Below are 15,179 nucleotides of genomic sequence, written 5' to 3'. Positions count from 1 at the left end.
CTATCCTGCTTCAGAGAATTTAATAGTCTAGTAAGTCATTAGGACTTGTTATATTCCGTGTTGGAGGTGGTCAAGGTGTCGTAATCATTATAGGGGCAATGTGAAAGAGTACCAGTTGTTGGTGCAGCTGCAGCTACGTTATTTGGTAAACAAGGTGCATGGGTAGTCGTTCTTGATTTTGATCAACAAGCTGGGGATGCAAAAGTACAGGAATTACATTCATCCGGTATTGACGAGACTTTTTTCAAAGAAGATGTGTCGAACAACGAAGAAGTAGAAATAACGGCTACACAAGTACTTGAAAAGTTCGGGATAACGCTTTTCATCAAACGGAGAGTTAGCCTCAAAGTTAGTTGAAGCATGGATAATAAATGAATAAGAAGATAGCGAATCTATTTGTTTTAAAGAAGGGGACAAGAAAGAGCAATGATGATTGTAAGTTTTCTTTTAATCGGTTGGATATTAAGTTAGTTTAAGTTTAATGCGTTGTTTATTCAGGCATTCAAAGAACTGTTTAACAATGAAATCACGATTGCAAGTTATTATGTTGTGTTTTTTTGTGTTGGTACACTTGGCGATTTGATTTTATTTTTTAATGGAGCCTATAATGTTTGTTTTTACAAATCGTTTCTTCAACTAATAAGGAACTTTAGTTGAAGGTGGGCGTGAGATCATATACGGGCCATCTATTTGCATTGAAATCCGCTGGTCCAAAATATTCCGCAGCTGTAACTGTATGGGTGTTAGCGGTTAATATACTTGTTGCGATAAATAAGTAAGATAAAGTAAAAGCGACCCATCCACAGATTAGCGGATAGGTCGCATTTTGATTAATTACAGTCATTTATTTAATATAAACATGAACTACTCGTTTTACTAAGCTTTCCGTACCATTTCCAGTAACATATGCGCTAATGTGTGTTGCGCTTCTTTAGAACCGGAATTCCAAAGTTCCATTAGCATTTTTTCCTCCCTATTGCGGGGCTCTTCGTGTTTGGCGAGATAATTTGCAACTAATTCTGTAGTTTTGGCAAGTTTTTCTTCACTCAAGCCCATGTTTTCCCCTAACTCAACTTTCTCCGAAAGATACTGTTTGAATCGATTAAAGTTTTCTAAAATTTCGTCCTTTTTCTCGACGTCAATCTGAGATAATTCTTTTTGTACTTTATCCTTCATATCCACTAAAAACACTCCCTTTTTTGTTTGAACTTATAGTGTTCACTTAAACTCAGTGCTATAAACAGGAAAATAATTACTTCGATTTCTTTATGGAAATGAGTTTTTTATTTATATTACAAACAATAACTCGGTATGGTGAATCTAAAGGGGAAGCAAGTGTGTGCAATTAATTAGTTACGTCTGTTGAATATAAGGAGTCATTGTAAAGGATGTACATGGCGAAAGACTATTTAATCGGTAAATTGAATATGAAGTTTTTATAGAAGAATCCGAAGACGTGCGCGATAAAGTCAGCAATATACTTGAAAAGCTGAACAATAAAAGCAGTCAGCTTCTCAATCGAGATGATAGCTGTTTTTTTTTCGTTATGGGTTGTGCGCCTATCAGCGTTTTTTAAAATCCTCCCCAACCATCCTGTTTTATATCACTTCTTTTACAAAGCTGTATAATGTGAAGAAGCGCTAAACGCTGATATTACTGGGTTAGTAATTAATAAATACCTTCATTTGATAACCGTTGTTTATATTGAGTTTACATGCATCTATTAAAATGAATTAATTGTTGAGCAAAGAAAGAAGGTGTTCAAGCATGGCAAAGGTATTAATTGTAGATGATGATCCACATATGCGCGAGTTGGTCGGACTTTTCTTACGTCCAGACGGCCTTGAAATTGTTGAAGCATGTGATGGTGTTGAAGCTTTGGCAGCACTGGAGTCATTTAAGGCAGACCTAGTTATATTAGATATAATGATGCCAAACATGGATGGATGGGAGTTATGCCGAGAAATTAGAAAGCAGTATGATATCCCGTTGCTGATGCTGACAGCCAAAGGAGATACGACACAGAAAGTCAAAGGGTTTGAGTTGGGTACAGACGATTATCTTGTGAAACCATTTGAGCCAGCTGAACTTGTTGCACGGGTAAAAGCGCTACTTAAACGCTATCGAATTGCAATTTCGCAGACGGTTCAGGTAGGCGAACTGATGATGAATCGCAAAACATATGAAGTGTTCTTGGAAAATCGAAACGTGGAGCTACCGCTGAAAGAATTTGAATTGCTGTTTAAATTAGCGAGCTATCCAGGTAAAACCTTTTCGCGGGAGCAGTTGATTGAGGATATATGGGGGTATGATTACGAAGGTACAGATCGAACGGTTGACGTGCATATTAATCGATTGCGCGAGCGTTTTTCCGATCACTGTGATTCCTTTAAGATTAGCACCATTCGTGGATTAGGTTATCGCCTAGAGGTAGAAGGTTGAGAAAAGTGCTGCGTATTGGAACGGCCGTAATTGCGTGGTTAATCGTCACTGTTTGCTACTGGTCGCTAGCTTACTTAGGAACTTCGTTCATTCATAAGAAATGGGATTTGCATATCAGTGACTTCTCTAGAGGGCTGATTACACTATTTGCAATGATCTTCCTTTTTATTCTTACTAGCTGGATTTTTTCGAGGTTTGTTTCTCCACGCCGAATGGATTTTTTCACAATGATGATTGATGCCATGCGAAGAATTTCCAAGGGCGATTATGATGTCAAGTTGGCGAATCAATTTAAACATAAAAAGAATCATCCTTTTGGAAAAATAGTAGAGAGCATTAATGAGATGGCGGTAGAGCTGAATCAAATAGAGCAAATGCGTCAAGAGTTTATCTCCAATGTCTCGCATGAAATCCAATCGCCACTTGCCTCGATTAGTGGTTTTGCTACTGTCTTAAAGCAAAGCGATTTAACGTTAAAGGAACGGGAACATTATCTTGGGATTATTGAAACCGAGAGTAGGCGATTAGCCAATCTAAGCGATAATTTACTGAAGCTAACATCCATAGAATCTCAACATCACCCTTTTGAGCCAGTAGCGTATCGTTTGGATAAACAAATTCGTGAAATCATTCTATCTTGTGAACCTCAATGGGTTGCTAAATCGTTGGAGTTGGATATTTCATTAGATGAAGTGGAAATCATCGCTGACGAAGAGCTGATGAGTCAGGTATGGATTAATCTCATTAACAATAGTATTAAGTTCACACCTAGTGGTAGTAGTCTGAAAATAGTTCTATATCAGCGTGCGCAGGAAGCAGTTGTGACCATTGCGGATACAGGAATGGGTATAGCTGAGGAAGATCAAGCGCATATATTTGAGCGCTTCTATAAAGTGGATAAATCACGTAATCGTATGCTAGGTGGAAGCGGCTTAGGTTTGTCCATTACGAAGAAAATCATCGACATGCATGATGGTTCTATTCAAGTACAAAGTAAATTGAATGAAGGCACTATTTTTACAGTTACTTTGCTAATTTAAGAAAGTGATTGTCAGGAAGTCTATAGAACAAGGAGAATCTGTGGAATGTTAAAATTGTTAAAAAATTTATCCGTCTACAAATGGATTGTACTAGCGATATTAGGACTTGTTTTCATTCAATCGATGTCGGATCTATTTTTGCCGACGCTAATGGCGGATATTATCGACAAAGGAGTCGTTATTGGTGATATCCCGTATATTTGGAAGATTGGAGGAATCATGCTCTTAGTTGCTGCACTTGGGGCGATTGCATCTGTTGTTGCAAGTTACTACTCTTCAAAAGCGGCAATGGGATTAGGTCGGGATATCCGCCGAAAAGTATTTGATCATGTGGAGAATTTTTCACTTCAAGATTTTGATGAAATTGGCACGGCATCACTGATTACTAGAACGACAAATGATATCACGCAAGTGCAGCAAGTGGTCATTATGATGCTAAGGATGGTCGTAAGTGCTCCGATTATGCTGGTTGGCGGTATAATTATGGCTGTTTCAAAGGATGCAAAGTTATCGTTAATTATTGTTGCGGCGATGCCTATATTAATCGGTTCAGTGTTACTTATTCTTTATAAAGGAGTACCACTGTTCCAAACTGTGCAAACGCGATTGGACCGGCTAAACCTTGTTTTACGCGAGAACTTAACAGGTATTCGTGTGATTCGTGCGTTTAACCGTGAAAAACAAGAACAGGTTCGCTTAAAGAAAGCGAATAAAGATCTGACTGATGTATCGATAAAGGTTAACAAGATGATGGCATTTTTAATGCCTGTTATGATGCTCGTTATGAACCTAACCGTTGTTGGGGTAATTTGGTTTGGTGGACTTAGAATTGATAATGGTGCCATGCAAATTGGGGATTTGATGGCATTTATACAATACGTTATGCAGATTATGTTCGCACTTGTTATGGCATCGATGATGTTTGTTATGATACCTCGAGCTGCTGTTTCAGCAAAACGGATTAACGAAGTTCTTGCGATGCAACCAACGTTTCTGGATGAAGGTACTAAAAAAGCGGACAAAGAGCCCGGAACACTTGAATTTGACAGTGTATCATTCAGCTACCCAGGTGCCGAGGCGCCAGCATTATCGGATATTAGCTTTACGGCAAAATCGGGTAAAGTGACTGCTATTATTGGCGGAACAGGCGCGGGAAAAACAACGCTTATTAACTTGATTCCACGCTTTTATGACGTTACTTCCGGTACGATTCGCGTCAATGGTGTTGATATTCGCGAATCATCACAAGAAGAAGTACGATCGAAAATCGGCTTCGTTCCACAAAAAGCGCTGCTCTTTTCCGGTACGATTGCTGAAAACATTCGTTTCGGCAAACAAGATGCAACGCAAGCTGAAATCGAGCATGCTGCTCGTACTGCGCAAGCTGAAGATTTCATTTCAAGGATGGATGACGGCTACGATGCTGTTATTTCTCAAGGTGGGTCGAATGTGTCTGGAGGTCAAAAACAACGATTGTCCATTGCGCGTGCGTTAATTCGCAAACCGGATATTTACATTTTCGATGATAGTTTCTCTGCACTTGATTACAAAACGGATGCAAATTTACGTGCTGCTTTAAAAGATGAAACGGAGCAAGCGACTGTCCTCATCGTTGCACAACGTGTTAGTACCGTTATCGATGCGGATCAGATCATTGTCATAGACAACGGCGGAATTGCCGGCATTGGTACGCACGAGGAACTTCTTGAACATAATCAGGTCTATCGTGAAATCGTCGAATCACAGATCTCGGAGGAGGAAATCGCATGAGTGAACAAAAACAGTCACGACCTCAAGGCGGAGCCCCAATGGGACCTGGCGGAGGAAATATGATGATGATGACAGGGAAAAAGGCCAAGGATTTTAAAGGTACATTACGCCGCGTGATTGGTTATTTAAAACCCCGTCGCAATTCATTAATCGCTGTATTTTTTGCGGCAATTTTAAGTACAGTCTTTATGATTGTAGGACCTAAAATAATGGGGAATGCGATTACCGAATTATTTGAAGGTGCTTATGGCAAGGCCACAGGTGTGCCTGGTGCAGGAATTGATTTTGAGGCAATCGGTAAGTTACTCCTTTTACTCGCAGGGTTATATGTCATCAGTAGCCTATTTAGCTATATTCAACAATACATCATGTCGAGTGTGGCACAAAAAACGGTGTATGATTTACGGGAAGACGTCAACGGCAAGCTTAAGAAACTACCGCTTAAATATTACGACGGCCGCCCGGTTGGTGAAACACTTAGCCGGGTAACGAATGATATTGATACAATTGGAAGCACATTGCAACAGAGTTTGACGCAATTTATCACATCAGTTGTTACAATTGTTGGGATTCTTATCATGATGTTAACGATCAGCCCTGTGTTGACACTTATTGCGCTCGTCAGTTTACCCCTATCGTTGTTTGGCATTCGGCCAATTTTGAAGAGGTCACAAAAGCATTTCGCTGCCCAACAACGTACGCTTGGTCAATTGAATAGCCATGTTGAAGAGATGTACACAGGTCACCAAGTCGTCAAAGCATTCGGCCATGAGCGAAAGTCCGTTGCTGAATTTGATGAGGTGAATGAACAATTATATGATGCTGGCCGTAAAGCCCAATTCATTTCCGGGATTATCATGCCAGTGATGTCTTTGATTGGGAACCTCAGCTATGTCGTTATCTGTGTAGTTGGTGGTATTTTAGTAACACAGCGCGCTATTTCAATCGGGGATATTCAAGCGTTCATTACGTATACACGTCAATTCACACAGCCGATTATGCAAACGGCAAATATCGCGAATATCATTCAGTCGACTGTCGCCGCAGCGGAGCGGGTCTTTGAACTTCTTGATGAGGAAGAAGAAATAAAAGAAGTGACGATAGCGAGTTTAACGCGTGCAGAAGGTACAGTGACATTTGAACACGTCGACTTTGGTTACGGGGACGATTTGTTAATTGAAGATATGAACATTGATGTGAGCCCAGGTCAAACGGTCGCCATTGTAGGGCCAACTGGTGCCGGGAAAACGACATTGATTAATTTATTAATGCGTTTTTACGAACTGAACGGCGGGAAGATTACAATTGACGGACTCGACACACGTGATATGTCACGTGAAGATCTTCGAACGACTTTTGGAATGGTTCTCCAAGATACATGGCTCTTTAATGGGGCGATTAAAGACAATATCGCTTTCGGAAAAGAGGGCGCAACGGATGATGAGATTTTCGCTGCATCCAAAATGGCTCATGCCGATCACTTTATTCGAACATTGCCGGAGGGCTATGATACAGTCTTGAATGAGGAAGCATCTAACATTTCACAAGGACAAAAGCAACTTATTACGATAGCTCGTGCCGTTCTGGCAAATCCTCCTGTTATGATTTTGGATGAAGCGACTTCGAGTGTAGATACACGGACAGAGCTCCTCATTCAACAGGCGATGAACCGCTTAATGGAAGGGAGAACGAGCTTCGTCATTGCTCACCGCCTTTCAACGATCCGGGATGCTGATCTAATCATCGTAATGGATCAAGGGAAGGTAATTGAACAAGGAACACATAACGAGCTGTTGGAAGAGAACGGCTTTTACGCAGATTTGTACAACAGCCAGTTTTCTAATAAACCTGCAGTGTAACAGCAAAAGCGGAAGCGCCTGTTCTGCCCCGACAAGCACTGGAAGGCTTGAAGATAAAGGCGCCCTTTGCCTTTATCAGCAAGACTGAAGTGACTCGAGGGGCAAGGCGCTGGAGTCTGGACGAGACAAAAGCGGAAGCGCCTGTTCTGCCCCGACAAGCACTGGAAGGCTTGAAGATAAAGGCGCCCTTTGCCTTTATCAGCAAGACTGAAGTGACTCGAGGGGCAAGGCGCTGGAGTCTGGACGAGACAAAAGCGGAAGCGCCTGTTCTGCCCCGACAAGCACTGGAAGGCTTGAAGATAAAGGCGCCCTTTGCCTTTATCAGCAAGACTGAAGTGACTCGAGGGTCAAGGCGCTGGAGTCTGGACGAGACAAAAGCGGAAGCACCACTGAACAGGCGCTTAAGTCTAGACAAGTTAGATAAACCCCATCCACGAGTTGGTTTCTTGGATGGGGTATTTTTTATGCCTTGCGAAAGGTTCGCTTGAGGTGCATACTATTTTAGTAGCTTATTATACGTATAGGAGTTAATAAAAAATGAAAACTGATGTAGCAACACTCAAAAAAATGACGCCTGCTTACGATCCATGGGAAGCATACTTGGATGTACAGGAGCATGGCAAACTGACATTGTCGAGCATTGAATTCACGACGACGTATTTATGCAATATGCGTTGTGAACATTGTGCAGTCGGGTATATGTTACAGCATAAAGATCCTGACGCATTACAAGTAGCATTGCTACTGTCTCGCCTAGATGAAATTCCACAATTAAGAACTATAAGTATCACAGGCGGAGAGCCGATGTTCTCTAAAAAGTCGGTAGAGAACTATGTTCTACCGTTATTGAAGTATGCGCATGAACGTGGAGTCCGTACACAAATGAATTCGAACTTAACGATGCCACTCGACCGCTATATGGCAATTGCACCCTATTTGGACGTCTTACATATTTCACATAACTGGGGCACAGTCGACGACTTCGTGGACGGTGGATTCGCCAATATGGAACGTAAACCACCTCGGGAACGCCGAGCTGAGCAATTCCAACGGATGATCGATAACAGCCGAGCATTGGCTGAAGCAGGTGTCATGGTTTCAGCGGAAACGATGTTGAATAAACGAACGTTGCCGCATCTAGAACATATTCATCTACAAGTCGTAGAGGAAATGAAATGTGCGCGCCACGAGGTGCACCCAATGTATCCAAGTGATTTCGCTTCTCAGCTTGAAGTGCTTTCATTAGATGAAACACGGAAAGCGATTCATGAGTTACTGGATCATCGTGACGAAGATGTCTGGATGCTGTTTGGTACATTGCCATTTTATGCGTGCAGTGATAACGAAGAGGATTTGGCGCTGTTAAAACGAATTTACAACAGTAAAAACGTATCAGTACGTAATGACCCAGATGGCAGATCCCGTCTGAACGTCAATATTTTCACTGGCGATGTGATTGTCACGGATTTTGGTGATACACCGTCAATGGGCAATATTCAAACGGAATCGCTTCCTGTAATGCTCGACCGCTGGCTTGAGCGCCCACTTGCAAAAACGATTGGTTGCCATTGTCCCGCGGTTAACTGCTTAGGGCCGAATCTATTGGTTAAAGACGCGTATTATCCTGAGGTGGACTTCACGAAAAAGAAAGCAAATATATCGATATAAAACAAATTTAAAACGACATCGCTATGAGAAATTAAGTTCTCATGGTGGTGTCGTTTTTACGTTTCAAGTTTTGTTAATTCAATAATGACGTTGAATTGGACAAAAATGAAGCATCGTAGAATGTAGTCTTTCGTAATCCTTTATTGTTAATAGACTCAAGTTTATGTCGATTTCTTTTTCGTTTTTTAATATCAAGATCAGTTTGCTAGCGCTAACACGCCCTTGTTCAATTTCCGATAGATCTACTTTTTTTCTTCGGAAAAATAACCCTATATGAATAGAAATCGAGTTGTCTTTTAATCTGAGATAATCAATTGTATGTAATTTGAAGTAATTTACAGCCAGCATAGTAGACAATAAAATGTTCATTAGGAGTATAGGGCCCATCACTAAACCCGATGCACCATTAATACCATTCAAAAGAAAAAACATCAAACCTACGTTCAATGCAGCAACTATCGACCATATAAACCCAGTGATAGTCCACATGTGATTGTTTTTATATGTAAGCCTCAGTTAAATCATCCCCTATCAGATAGATTGCTTTCGTATCACATGTGTTTATTAACTAAAAACAACCAGTAAATTACTACTTACTCTTGTGATTAAACACCAGGAACTCTATGTACAGGTACTGTTTAATCGCTTTGGACTGAACGGTTACTACACCATAAGCGAGGTTTCTCACTACACAGTTTTTTCGATAATCGTATGTGTGGTCTTTCGTCCGCCGCTCTCCGCTGTTACAGATACACTAAGTGCTAAAGCACCTGGGAACGAGGGAATCACTACTTTTCTATCTAGCAAGAAGCAGCCAAAGATGAAATTTTGGCTGCTGAATCCATCTTTATAGCATTTCCTTTTCGATTTTAAGGCAGTGTCACTTTCTATATAGCGTCACACTGTTACTTGTACGATCTTTGCTAAAATAAGCAAAGATACTATATTAAAAGCGATGAAGTACCCGAAACTTCATCTTCGGGTACTTGCAACCGATGTAACAAAATGGTTATTCAACAGAAGTGATTTTATATCTCTCTATGTGATTGTTTTCACCACTAAAGCTCCTTATTCCTCTATCTTGGTACCACTATGTAAATTGGTGAATAGTTTTCTTATGAAGTGCATGATAATGCTAATATAAGAGGGAGTTAAGCAACGAGTTCACTAAATTTAGTTGAACTCGTTTTTTATTAAAAAAAACAAAATGAACGATTTACCAGTTTGAACTGTCTAATAGGTAACAGGGGGTGGGAGTATGGAGCTGGATTTGGCGAAAAGGGCCATTGCGGGTGATGAACAGGCATTGGTGAAGCTGTTGGCACAACATGAAGATACGCTCTATCGTACGGCTTATGCGTATTTGAAAAATGAGCATGATGCTGTTGAAGCTATGCAAGAGCTGACGTATCGAGCTTTAAAAAAGATGCATACCGTCAAAGAACCAACGTACATAGCAACCTGGCTTGTCCGAATTATCATCAATATTTGCCTAGATATGAAAAAGAAACAAGAGAAATTAGTCTACAATCATGAAATTGAACTAGCGTCGACAGATCATCAACCATTTGAAATGGCCGATATTATCACAAGTCTGCCAACAGAACAACAAGAACTTATCTATTTAAAATACTTCCAGGATCTGAAGAACGGAGAAATTGCACACTTGAAGCAAATTCCCGAAGGTACTGTGAAATCAAGGCTACATAAGACGTTAAAAAGATTACGCGTACTCATTGCAAAGGAGGAACTATAAATGACCAACTTGAATGAGCAGGACTGGCAGAAGCTAACTGAGGAATTGGAAGCGATTGAAATTCCTAAAGAAGCATTGCATCAAGCACGTACAAAGGCCATCCATCAGCATCGGTTGACCAAGAAGAGAAAGCGCCGTCTGTATTCAGTCGCCAGTGTAGCTGTTATTGTACTGCTACTTTTTGTGACGTCGATTCGCGTTTCTCCTGTGTTTGCACAGGCGGTGGCCAAAATTCCAGGGTTTTCTTCTGTCGTTGGCATGATTGCTTATGATAAAGGAATTAGTGACATTGTAGAAAATAATTACTATGAAGAACTCGGAATTGTGGTAACGCAAGGCGACTATACCTTGACTTTACAGAATGTCGTAGCTGATCATTCGGGCATGACGATATTCTATAAGCTTGAATCCCGCTTTGATCTTTCCAAAGTGAGTATAACTTCTTTAGAGGTGTCTCAACAAGGTATTCCATTTGGTGTCGTAAGTTCATACAATGTCTCTAGATCGGGTGAAAGGACTGTACAGGAAGACAAAGTTGAAATTACGTCTGCCGATGAATTATCATATGCCAATAGGTCATTTGAATTTAATTTGGACTTGAGTGATCCAGCAGAGACAAAGTTCGCCGTGCCATTCACACTCACCAAGCCCATTAAACAACCAAAAATATATGAAGTGAACCAATCTGTTGTCGTAGATGGTCAAACAATTGACATTAAACAGTTGAAAATTTCGCCGTTACGCGCAGAAATCCGACTAGCTACTGACGAACAAAACACGATGCATTTACTAAAATTTACATCGGTTCGTTTGATTGATGAGAATGGTGAAGATTGGGGTCAACTAAGAAATGGCGAAGGCGGTCAAATGCGTGACGGCGAAGTAGGTTTATTCATGCAAAGCAATTACTTCAGGCAGCCGAAAAAACTAACGTTAGTAATGGAAAGAATCGAAGCACTTCCAAAAGGCTCGGATTATATCGAGGTCGATTTTGAGCAACAGAAAGTGCTGTATGTGCCAAGTGAACTGGATATTGCTGTGAAAGTGCCATCCCGCAATACATTGGAAGTCACTTATCCACCTGGCGGTTGGCTACTATTGGCTGGAATATTTGACAAAGAAGGCAATGATTTAAGTAATAGTTTAATCGAAATGCATGCTAACAGAGAAGCACCTTATATCACAGCAGTCTCTACATTTGATTTTGAGAATGAAGTGAATCCAATTCGTCTGAATATTAATAGCTATCCGCTGTATTTGGACGACAAGGTGGAAGTGGATATTCCACTTGATTAATAAGTTTTCGCATCCTACCCATCAATTGAATATTGGCTATCAATTCATCAGGTTTTAAAACATAATGAAAACGATGTCTCTATGAGTAAATGAAATCTCATAAAGGCATCGTTTTTAATTTTCAAATAATGAAATGAATAGGTTGTTAGTAACGTATTAATGATAAAAGATACTTTTAGCAGAGTTAGCTATCTGAACAGAAATAAACCACTATTATTACAAGGAGCGCTGTTGTGAAAAAGCGATTATCGTTAATTGTTCTGATGTTACTATTAACCGGGTGCAATTCGGATTTTTCATTTTCAGAAATAAGCATAGGTAATGCAAATGATGCTGTACAGGAATTTATTGAATATGCTGAAGTGAAGAATGGTAATTATCTCTACCTTGATGGTGAAAAAAATATGTATGTATTTATAAATGGAATTTACGTTACTCAAGGAAATGATGCAGTTTATTTTAGTGACTTTAACGTAAGTGCTCAACAAGACACATTGAACGTGTTTATCAATCAAGAATATGATTCTGACTACTCAAACACCAAATTAAAATATCAAGTATTATATAAAATCAAAACGGTAGAGAAATATGATACGATAAACCTTTTTATCAATGGAAAACCCGTTTCGTTCGATGAAATATTCGGCAATGAACAGTTAATCGTGTATGAAATGTAGATACGCGTAATTGCTAACGACAATATGAGCGGCCCAATTTTGAAAGCTATTCATATGTGTCAACAAAACATATTGAAGGATCCTGAGAAGTCTTTGGATACATGATGACTACGCCTACTTGCAACTCCGAGTATTTCAATGGTTTTCCTGTCGCTATGAAGGTATCTTACATAAAGATAGGCTATCCGGAATCAGCAAAAACGTATAAAATGGATAATAAGGTCGGTAAAGTGGATATTGTTTATAGATCAAGATAAAAGGACTTACAGAAATGGGGTACAAGGATGGCTGGCTATAGTGAACCTTCCTTCTTACTATTTTCAATGGAGCATATGGCGGCAATAGGCGTGTTGTGCCTATCCATCTTATTGTTATTTATTTTAAGAAGGCGATGGTCGGTGTCGTCGAAGTATGAACGCCTTTTTGCGTTGACTTTATTGGTAATGGAAGTCTTTTATCATGTTTGGATGATTGTAACTGGGAGATGGGGATTTAGCGATTCGTTGCCGCTAGAATTATGCAGCATTAGTTTACTTGTTGCGATTGTTCTCTTATGGACAGGGAATAGGCATTTGTATGATTTCATCTTTTTTGCAGGTATTGGAGGGGCTCTTCAAGCGATGGCGACTCCTGTATTAGTTGTTGGATTCCCGCATTTCAGGTATTTCCACTTTTTTTACACGCATATTGGAATCATAATAACGGCACTATACTTTACGTGGATGAAAGAATACAGACCTACTTTTATAGGAATCATCAAGACAATGATTATTTTAAACTTGTTGTTGCCACTTATATTTGCGGTTAATGTGTTTTTCCAAGGCAACTATATGTTCTTAAGGGAAAAACCAGTCAACGGAAGTTTGCTTGACTACTTAGGACCCTATCCGTGGTACATTTTAGCGCTCGAAGGAGTAGCATTTTTGATCTTCGTCTGTTTGTGGCTACTATTTAGAAAGTGGCATTTTCGTGATGGGTCACGTTAACTACATCTTAAGACTGAGTTGCAATCACTTCTCAGGTCCATTTGAATTAAAATCCTATCCATTATACTAAATTGTAATCAGTGAATTGATTGCAACAGAGAGAAGGGTACAGAATTATGGTTGACTATACGATGAAAGTTCAAGAGGAGTTGCATTTTTGGAAGCGGAAAATGACAAAGCGATCAGGCATTATTAGCCGTACGTCAAAAAAAGCGCAAATGAAAGTGAATGGTCTTATTCCAGAAAAGTTTCATCAGGTAATGACAGAGAGCATAAAAAACATGGTGAAAGCCACTTTGGTCGGCTCTACTATCACGACGAAAAAAAGGCAATCAACCGTGCTAAGTCTATATGAGAGGGATGAGTTATTTAAGGAAAAGCTTTCGTCATTCCGCAAAACTGCTGTCATTGAAGGTGCGGGAACTGGAGCAGGGGGAATTATGCTTGGCCTTGTCGACTTTCCGCTGCTATTATCCATTAAAATGAAGTTTCTGTTTGAAGCCGCTGCGGTTTATGGATTTGATACGAATGAATATGAAGAGCGATTGTTCATTTTACATGTGTTCCAACTTGCATTTTCAAGTGAGGAAACAAGGAGAGAGACATTATCTATTATTGAGAATTGGGAAGAAGAGAAACTGTTGATTGCTGATATGGATTGGAGGGACTTTCAGCAAGAATACCGAGATTACATTGATTTAGTGAAAATGTTTCAATTAATTCCTGGCTTCGGGGCGATTGTCGGCGCGTTTGCCAACTATAATCTGCTTGACCAGCTCGGGGAAGCGGCTATGAATTCATATCGGCTTCGTTTAATGCAAAGAACCTCGGATACAGAAAAAACTTAAAATCATAAATAAGGAGGTTTGGCATAAAATGTTTATTAGAAATAAAATGTTCATTATCGTAGCGTTGGTATTGCTTATTGTTGGTGGAATTGCATTGGTGTTCAATTCCGGGAATCACTTTGAAAATAACGCCAAGAAAAAAGTGATTGATGATCAATCATTTACGAGTATTGAAATTTTGACGACCAATGCAATGGTGGAGATCGTGCCAACCAAAGATTCGGTAACGACAGTGTCGTATTCAGGGAAGACAAAGAAAAGGTCGAAATTCATTTTCGAGGCTGTTGTAAAAGAAAACACACTATCTGTTCAGTTTAAAGAAAAGCGGCGAAGTTTCATTAACTTTGGTTTATCCTCATTAAACTTAAAGCTAATCATGAAAGTGCCTGAAAAACAGTATGATCGAATCCAAGCGGAAAGCAATAACGGGCGGATCAAAGTGGAGAATATTCAAACGAAAGAGTTGGCACTGGAGACAGACAATGGCACGATTGAGTTAAAAACCATTGATGCTACAGCTGTCAATGTTAAAACTGATAACGGAGCAATTATCCTAGATCATGTTGACGGTACGATTGTCGGAAGAACAGATAACGGGAGAATTTCCCTTGTAACAAACAATTTAGATCGACCGATTGAATTAACGACAGATAACGGTAAAATCGAGATTCAAACTGAAAAGGAACCGACGAATGCTACGATTGACGTTAAAACGGACAACGGAAGAATCGATGTTTTTGGATATGAAAACAAACATACGAAGTTCGGAAATGGTGAGAATTTAATTAAATTAAGAACGGATAATGGAAGAATAACGATAACGAAATGATAGGATAC

13 protein-coding genes and 1 pseudogene are annotated in these 15,179 nt (G+C 39.9%); 13 read left to right on the top strand and 1 reads right to left on the bottom strand.

The annotated features are described in order from the left end of the window. Positions 1–177: 177 nt before the first annotated feature. Positions 178–357 (top strand): annotated as a pseudogene (locus tag ACGLYD_RS08440) (hypothetical protein); the annotation flags it as partial. Between the two features lie 519 nt (positions 358–876). On the opposite strand, the gene ACGLYD_RS08435 reads toward ACGLYD_RS08440, so the two are convergent. After that, the gene (locus tag ACGLYD_RS08435; RefSeq protein ID WP_067213947.1) at positions 877–1,176 is read right to left on the bottom strand and encodes a DUF3243 domain-containing protein; all 300 of its coding nucleotides are present in this window, start codon (positions 1,174–1,176) and stop codon (positions 877–879) included. A 591-nt stretch (positions 1,177–1,767) separates the two neighbouring features. On the opposite strand from ACGLYD_RS08435, the gene ACGLYD_RS08430 reads away from it, so the two are divergent. The 12 genes from ACGLYD_RS08430 (at position 1,768) to ACGLYD_RS08375 (ending at position 15,171) form a co-directional block, all read left to right on the top strand. Beyond that, on the top strand, positions 1,768–2,442 hold the full coding sequence (locus tag ACGLYD_RS08430) for a response regulator transcription factor (RefSeq protein ID WP_067209392.1): 675 nt from the start codon (positions 1,768–1,770) through the stop codon (positions 2,440–2,442). A 5-nt stretch (positions 2,443–2,447) separates the two neighbouring features. Further along, positions 2,448–3,482, top strand: a complete 1,035-nt coding sequence (locus ACGLYD_RS08425) for a HAMP domain-containing sensor histidine kinase (RefSeq protein ID WP_231885836.1) — start codon at positions 2,448–2,450, stop codon at positions 3,480–3,482. 45 nt (positions 3,483–3,527) lie between these two features. Continuing rightward, positions 3,528–5,252 (top strand): ABC transporter ATP-binding protein, encoded by a 1,725-nt coding sequence (locus tag ACGLYD_RS08420; RefSeq protein ID WP_067209387.1) that lies wholly within the window; start codon positions 3,528–3,530, stop codon positions 5,250–5,252. Next, the gene (locus ACGLYD_RS08415; RefSeq protein WP_399632382.1) at positions 5,249–7,111 is read left to right on the top strand and encodes an ABC transporter ATP-binding protein; all 1,863 of its coding nucleotides are present in this window, start codon (positions 5,249–5,251) and stop codon (positions 7,109–7,111) included. The genes ACGLYD_RS08420 and ACGLYD_RS08415 overlap by 4 nt, the downstream gene beginning before the upstream one ends. A 47-nt stretch (positions 7,112–7,158) precedes the next feature. Further along, positions 7,159–7,599, top strand: a complete 441-nt coding sequence (locus ACGLYD_RS08410; protein WP_399632380.1) for a hypothetical protein — start codon at positions 7,159–7,161, stop codon at positions 7,597–7,599. A 49-nt stretch (positions 7,600–7,648) separates the two neighbouring features. Continuing rightward, positions 7,649–8,779, top strand: a complete 1,131-nt coding sequence (gene yfkAB, locus ACGLYD_RS08405) for a radical SAM/CxCxxxxC motif protein YfkAB (protein ID WP_399632377.1) — start codon at positions 7,649–7,651, stop codon at positions 8,777–8,779. 1,258 nt (positions 8,780–10,037) lie between these two features. Next, on the top strand, positions 10,038–10,535 hold the full coding sequence (locus ACGLYD_RS08400; RefSeq protein WP_342538237.1) for a sigma-70 family RNA polymerase sigma factor: 498 nt from the start codon (positions 10,038–10,040) through the stop codon (positions 10,533–10,535). Next, complete coding sequence (locus ACGLYD_RS08395; RefSeq protein ID WP_399632375.1) at positions 10,536–11,831, top strand: DUF4179 domain-containing protein; 1,296 nt, start codon at positions 10,536–10,538, stop codon at positions 11,829–11,831. Between the two features lie 233 nt (positions 11,832–12,064). After that, positions 12,065–12,508 carry a lipoprotein gene (locus ACGLYD_RS08390; protein ID WP_354313083.1) on the top strand — a complete coding sequence of 148 codons (444 nt, stop codon included), beginning with the start codon at positions 12,065–12,067 and terminating at the stop codon, positions 12,506–12,508. 284 nt (positions 12,509–12,792) lie between these two features. Continuing rightward, positions 12,793–13,494, top strand: a complete 702-nt coding sequence (locus tag ACGLYD_RS08385) for a TIGR02206 family membrane protein (RefSeq protein ID WP_399632373.1) — start codon at positions 12,793–12,795, stop codon at positions 13,492–13,494. Between the two features lie 116 nt (positions 13,495–13,610). After that, positions 13,611–14,342 (top strand): EcsC family protein, encoded by a 732-nt coding sequence (locus tag ACGLYD_RS08380; RefSeq protein WP_399632371.1) that lies wholly within the window; start codon positions 13,611–13,613, stop codon positions 14,340–14,342. 28 nt (positions 14,343–14,370) lie between these two features. Further along, on the top strand, positions 14,371–15,171 hold the full coding sequence (locus ACGLYD_RS08375; RefSeq protein ID WP_399632369.1) for a DUF4097 family beta strand repeat-containing protein: 801 nt from the start codon (positions 14,371–14,373) through the stop codon (positions 15,169–15,171). Positions 15,172–15,179: the final 8 nt, after the last annotated feature.

Origin of the sequence: Sporosarcina sp. SG10008 (assembly GCF_044569405.1) — a bacterium.
Lineage (GTDB): Bacteria > Bacillota > Bacilli > Bacillales_A > Planococcaceae > Sporosarcina > Sporosarcina psychrophila.
This window is presented reverse-complemented; position numbering and strand designations above follow the sequence as displayed.

Excerpts from the sequence above, each read along its gene's own strand:
- ACGLYD_RS08435 (WP_067213947.1), bottom strand. The coding sequence starts at position 1,176 with ATGAAGGATAAAGTACAAAAAGAATTATCTCAGATTGACGTCGAGAAA.
- ACGLYD_RS08430 (WP_067209392.1), top strand. The coding sequence starts at position 1,768 with ATGGCAAAGGTATTAATTGTAGATGATGATCCACATATGCGCGAGTTG.
- ACGLYD_RS08420 (WP_067209387.1), top strand. The coding sequence starts at position 3,528 with ATGTTAAAATTGTTAAAAAATTTATCCGTCTACAAATGGATTGTACTA.
- ACGLYD_RS08415 (WP_399632382.1), top strand. The coding sequence starts at position 5,249 with ATGAGTGAACAAAAACAGTCACGACCTCAAGGCGGAGCCCCAATGGGA.
- yfkAB (WP_399632377.1), top strand. The coding sequence starts at position 7,649 with ATGAAAACTGATGTAGCAACACTCAAAAAAATGACGCCTGCTTACGAT.
- ACGLYD_RS08400 (WP_342538237.1), top strand. The coding sequence starts at position 10,038 with ATGGAGCTGGATTTGGCGAAAAGGGCCATTGCGGGTGATGAACAGGCA.
- ACGLYD_RS08395 (WP_399632375.1), top strand. The coding sequence starts at position 10,536 with ATGACCAACTTGAATGAGCAGGACTGGCAGAAGCTAACTGAGGAATTG.
- ACGLYD_RS08385 (WP_399632373.1), top strand. The coding sequence starts at position 12,793 with ATGGCTGGCTATAGTGAACCTTCCTTCTTACTATTTTCAATGGAGCAT.
- ACGLYD_RS08380 (WP_399632371.1), top strand. The coding sequence starts at position 13,611 with ATGGTTGACTATACGATGAAAGTTCAAGAGGAGTTGCATTTTTGGAAG.
- ACGLYD_RS08375 (WP_399632369.1), top strand. The coding sequence starts at position 14,371 with ATGTTTATTAGAAATAAAATGTTCATTATCGTAGCGTTGGTATTGCTT.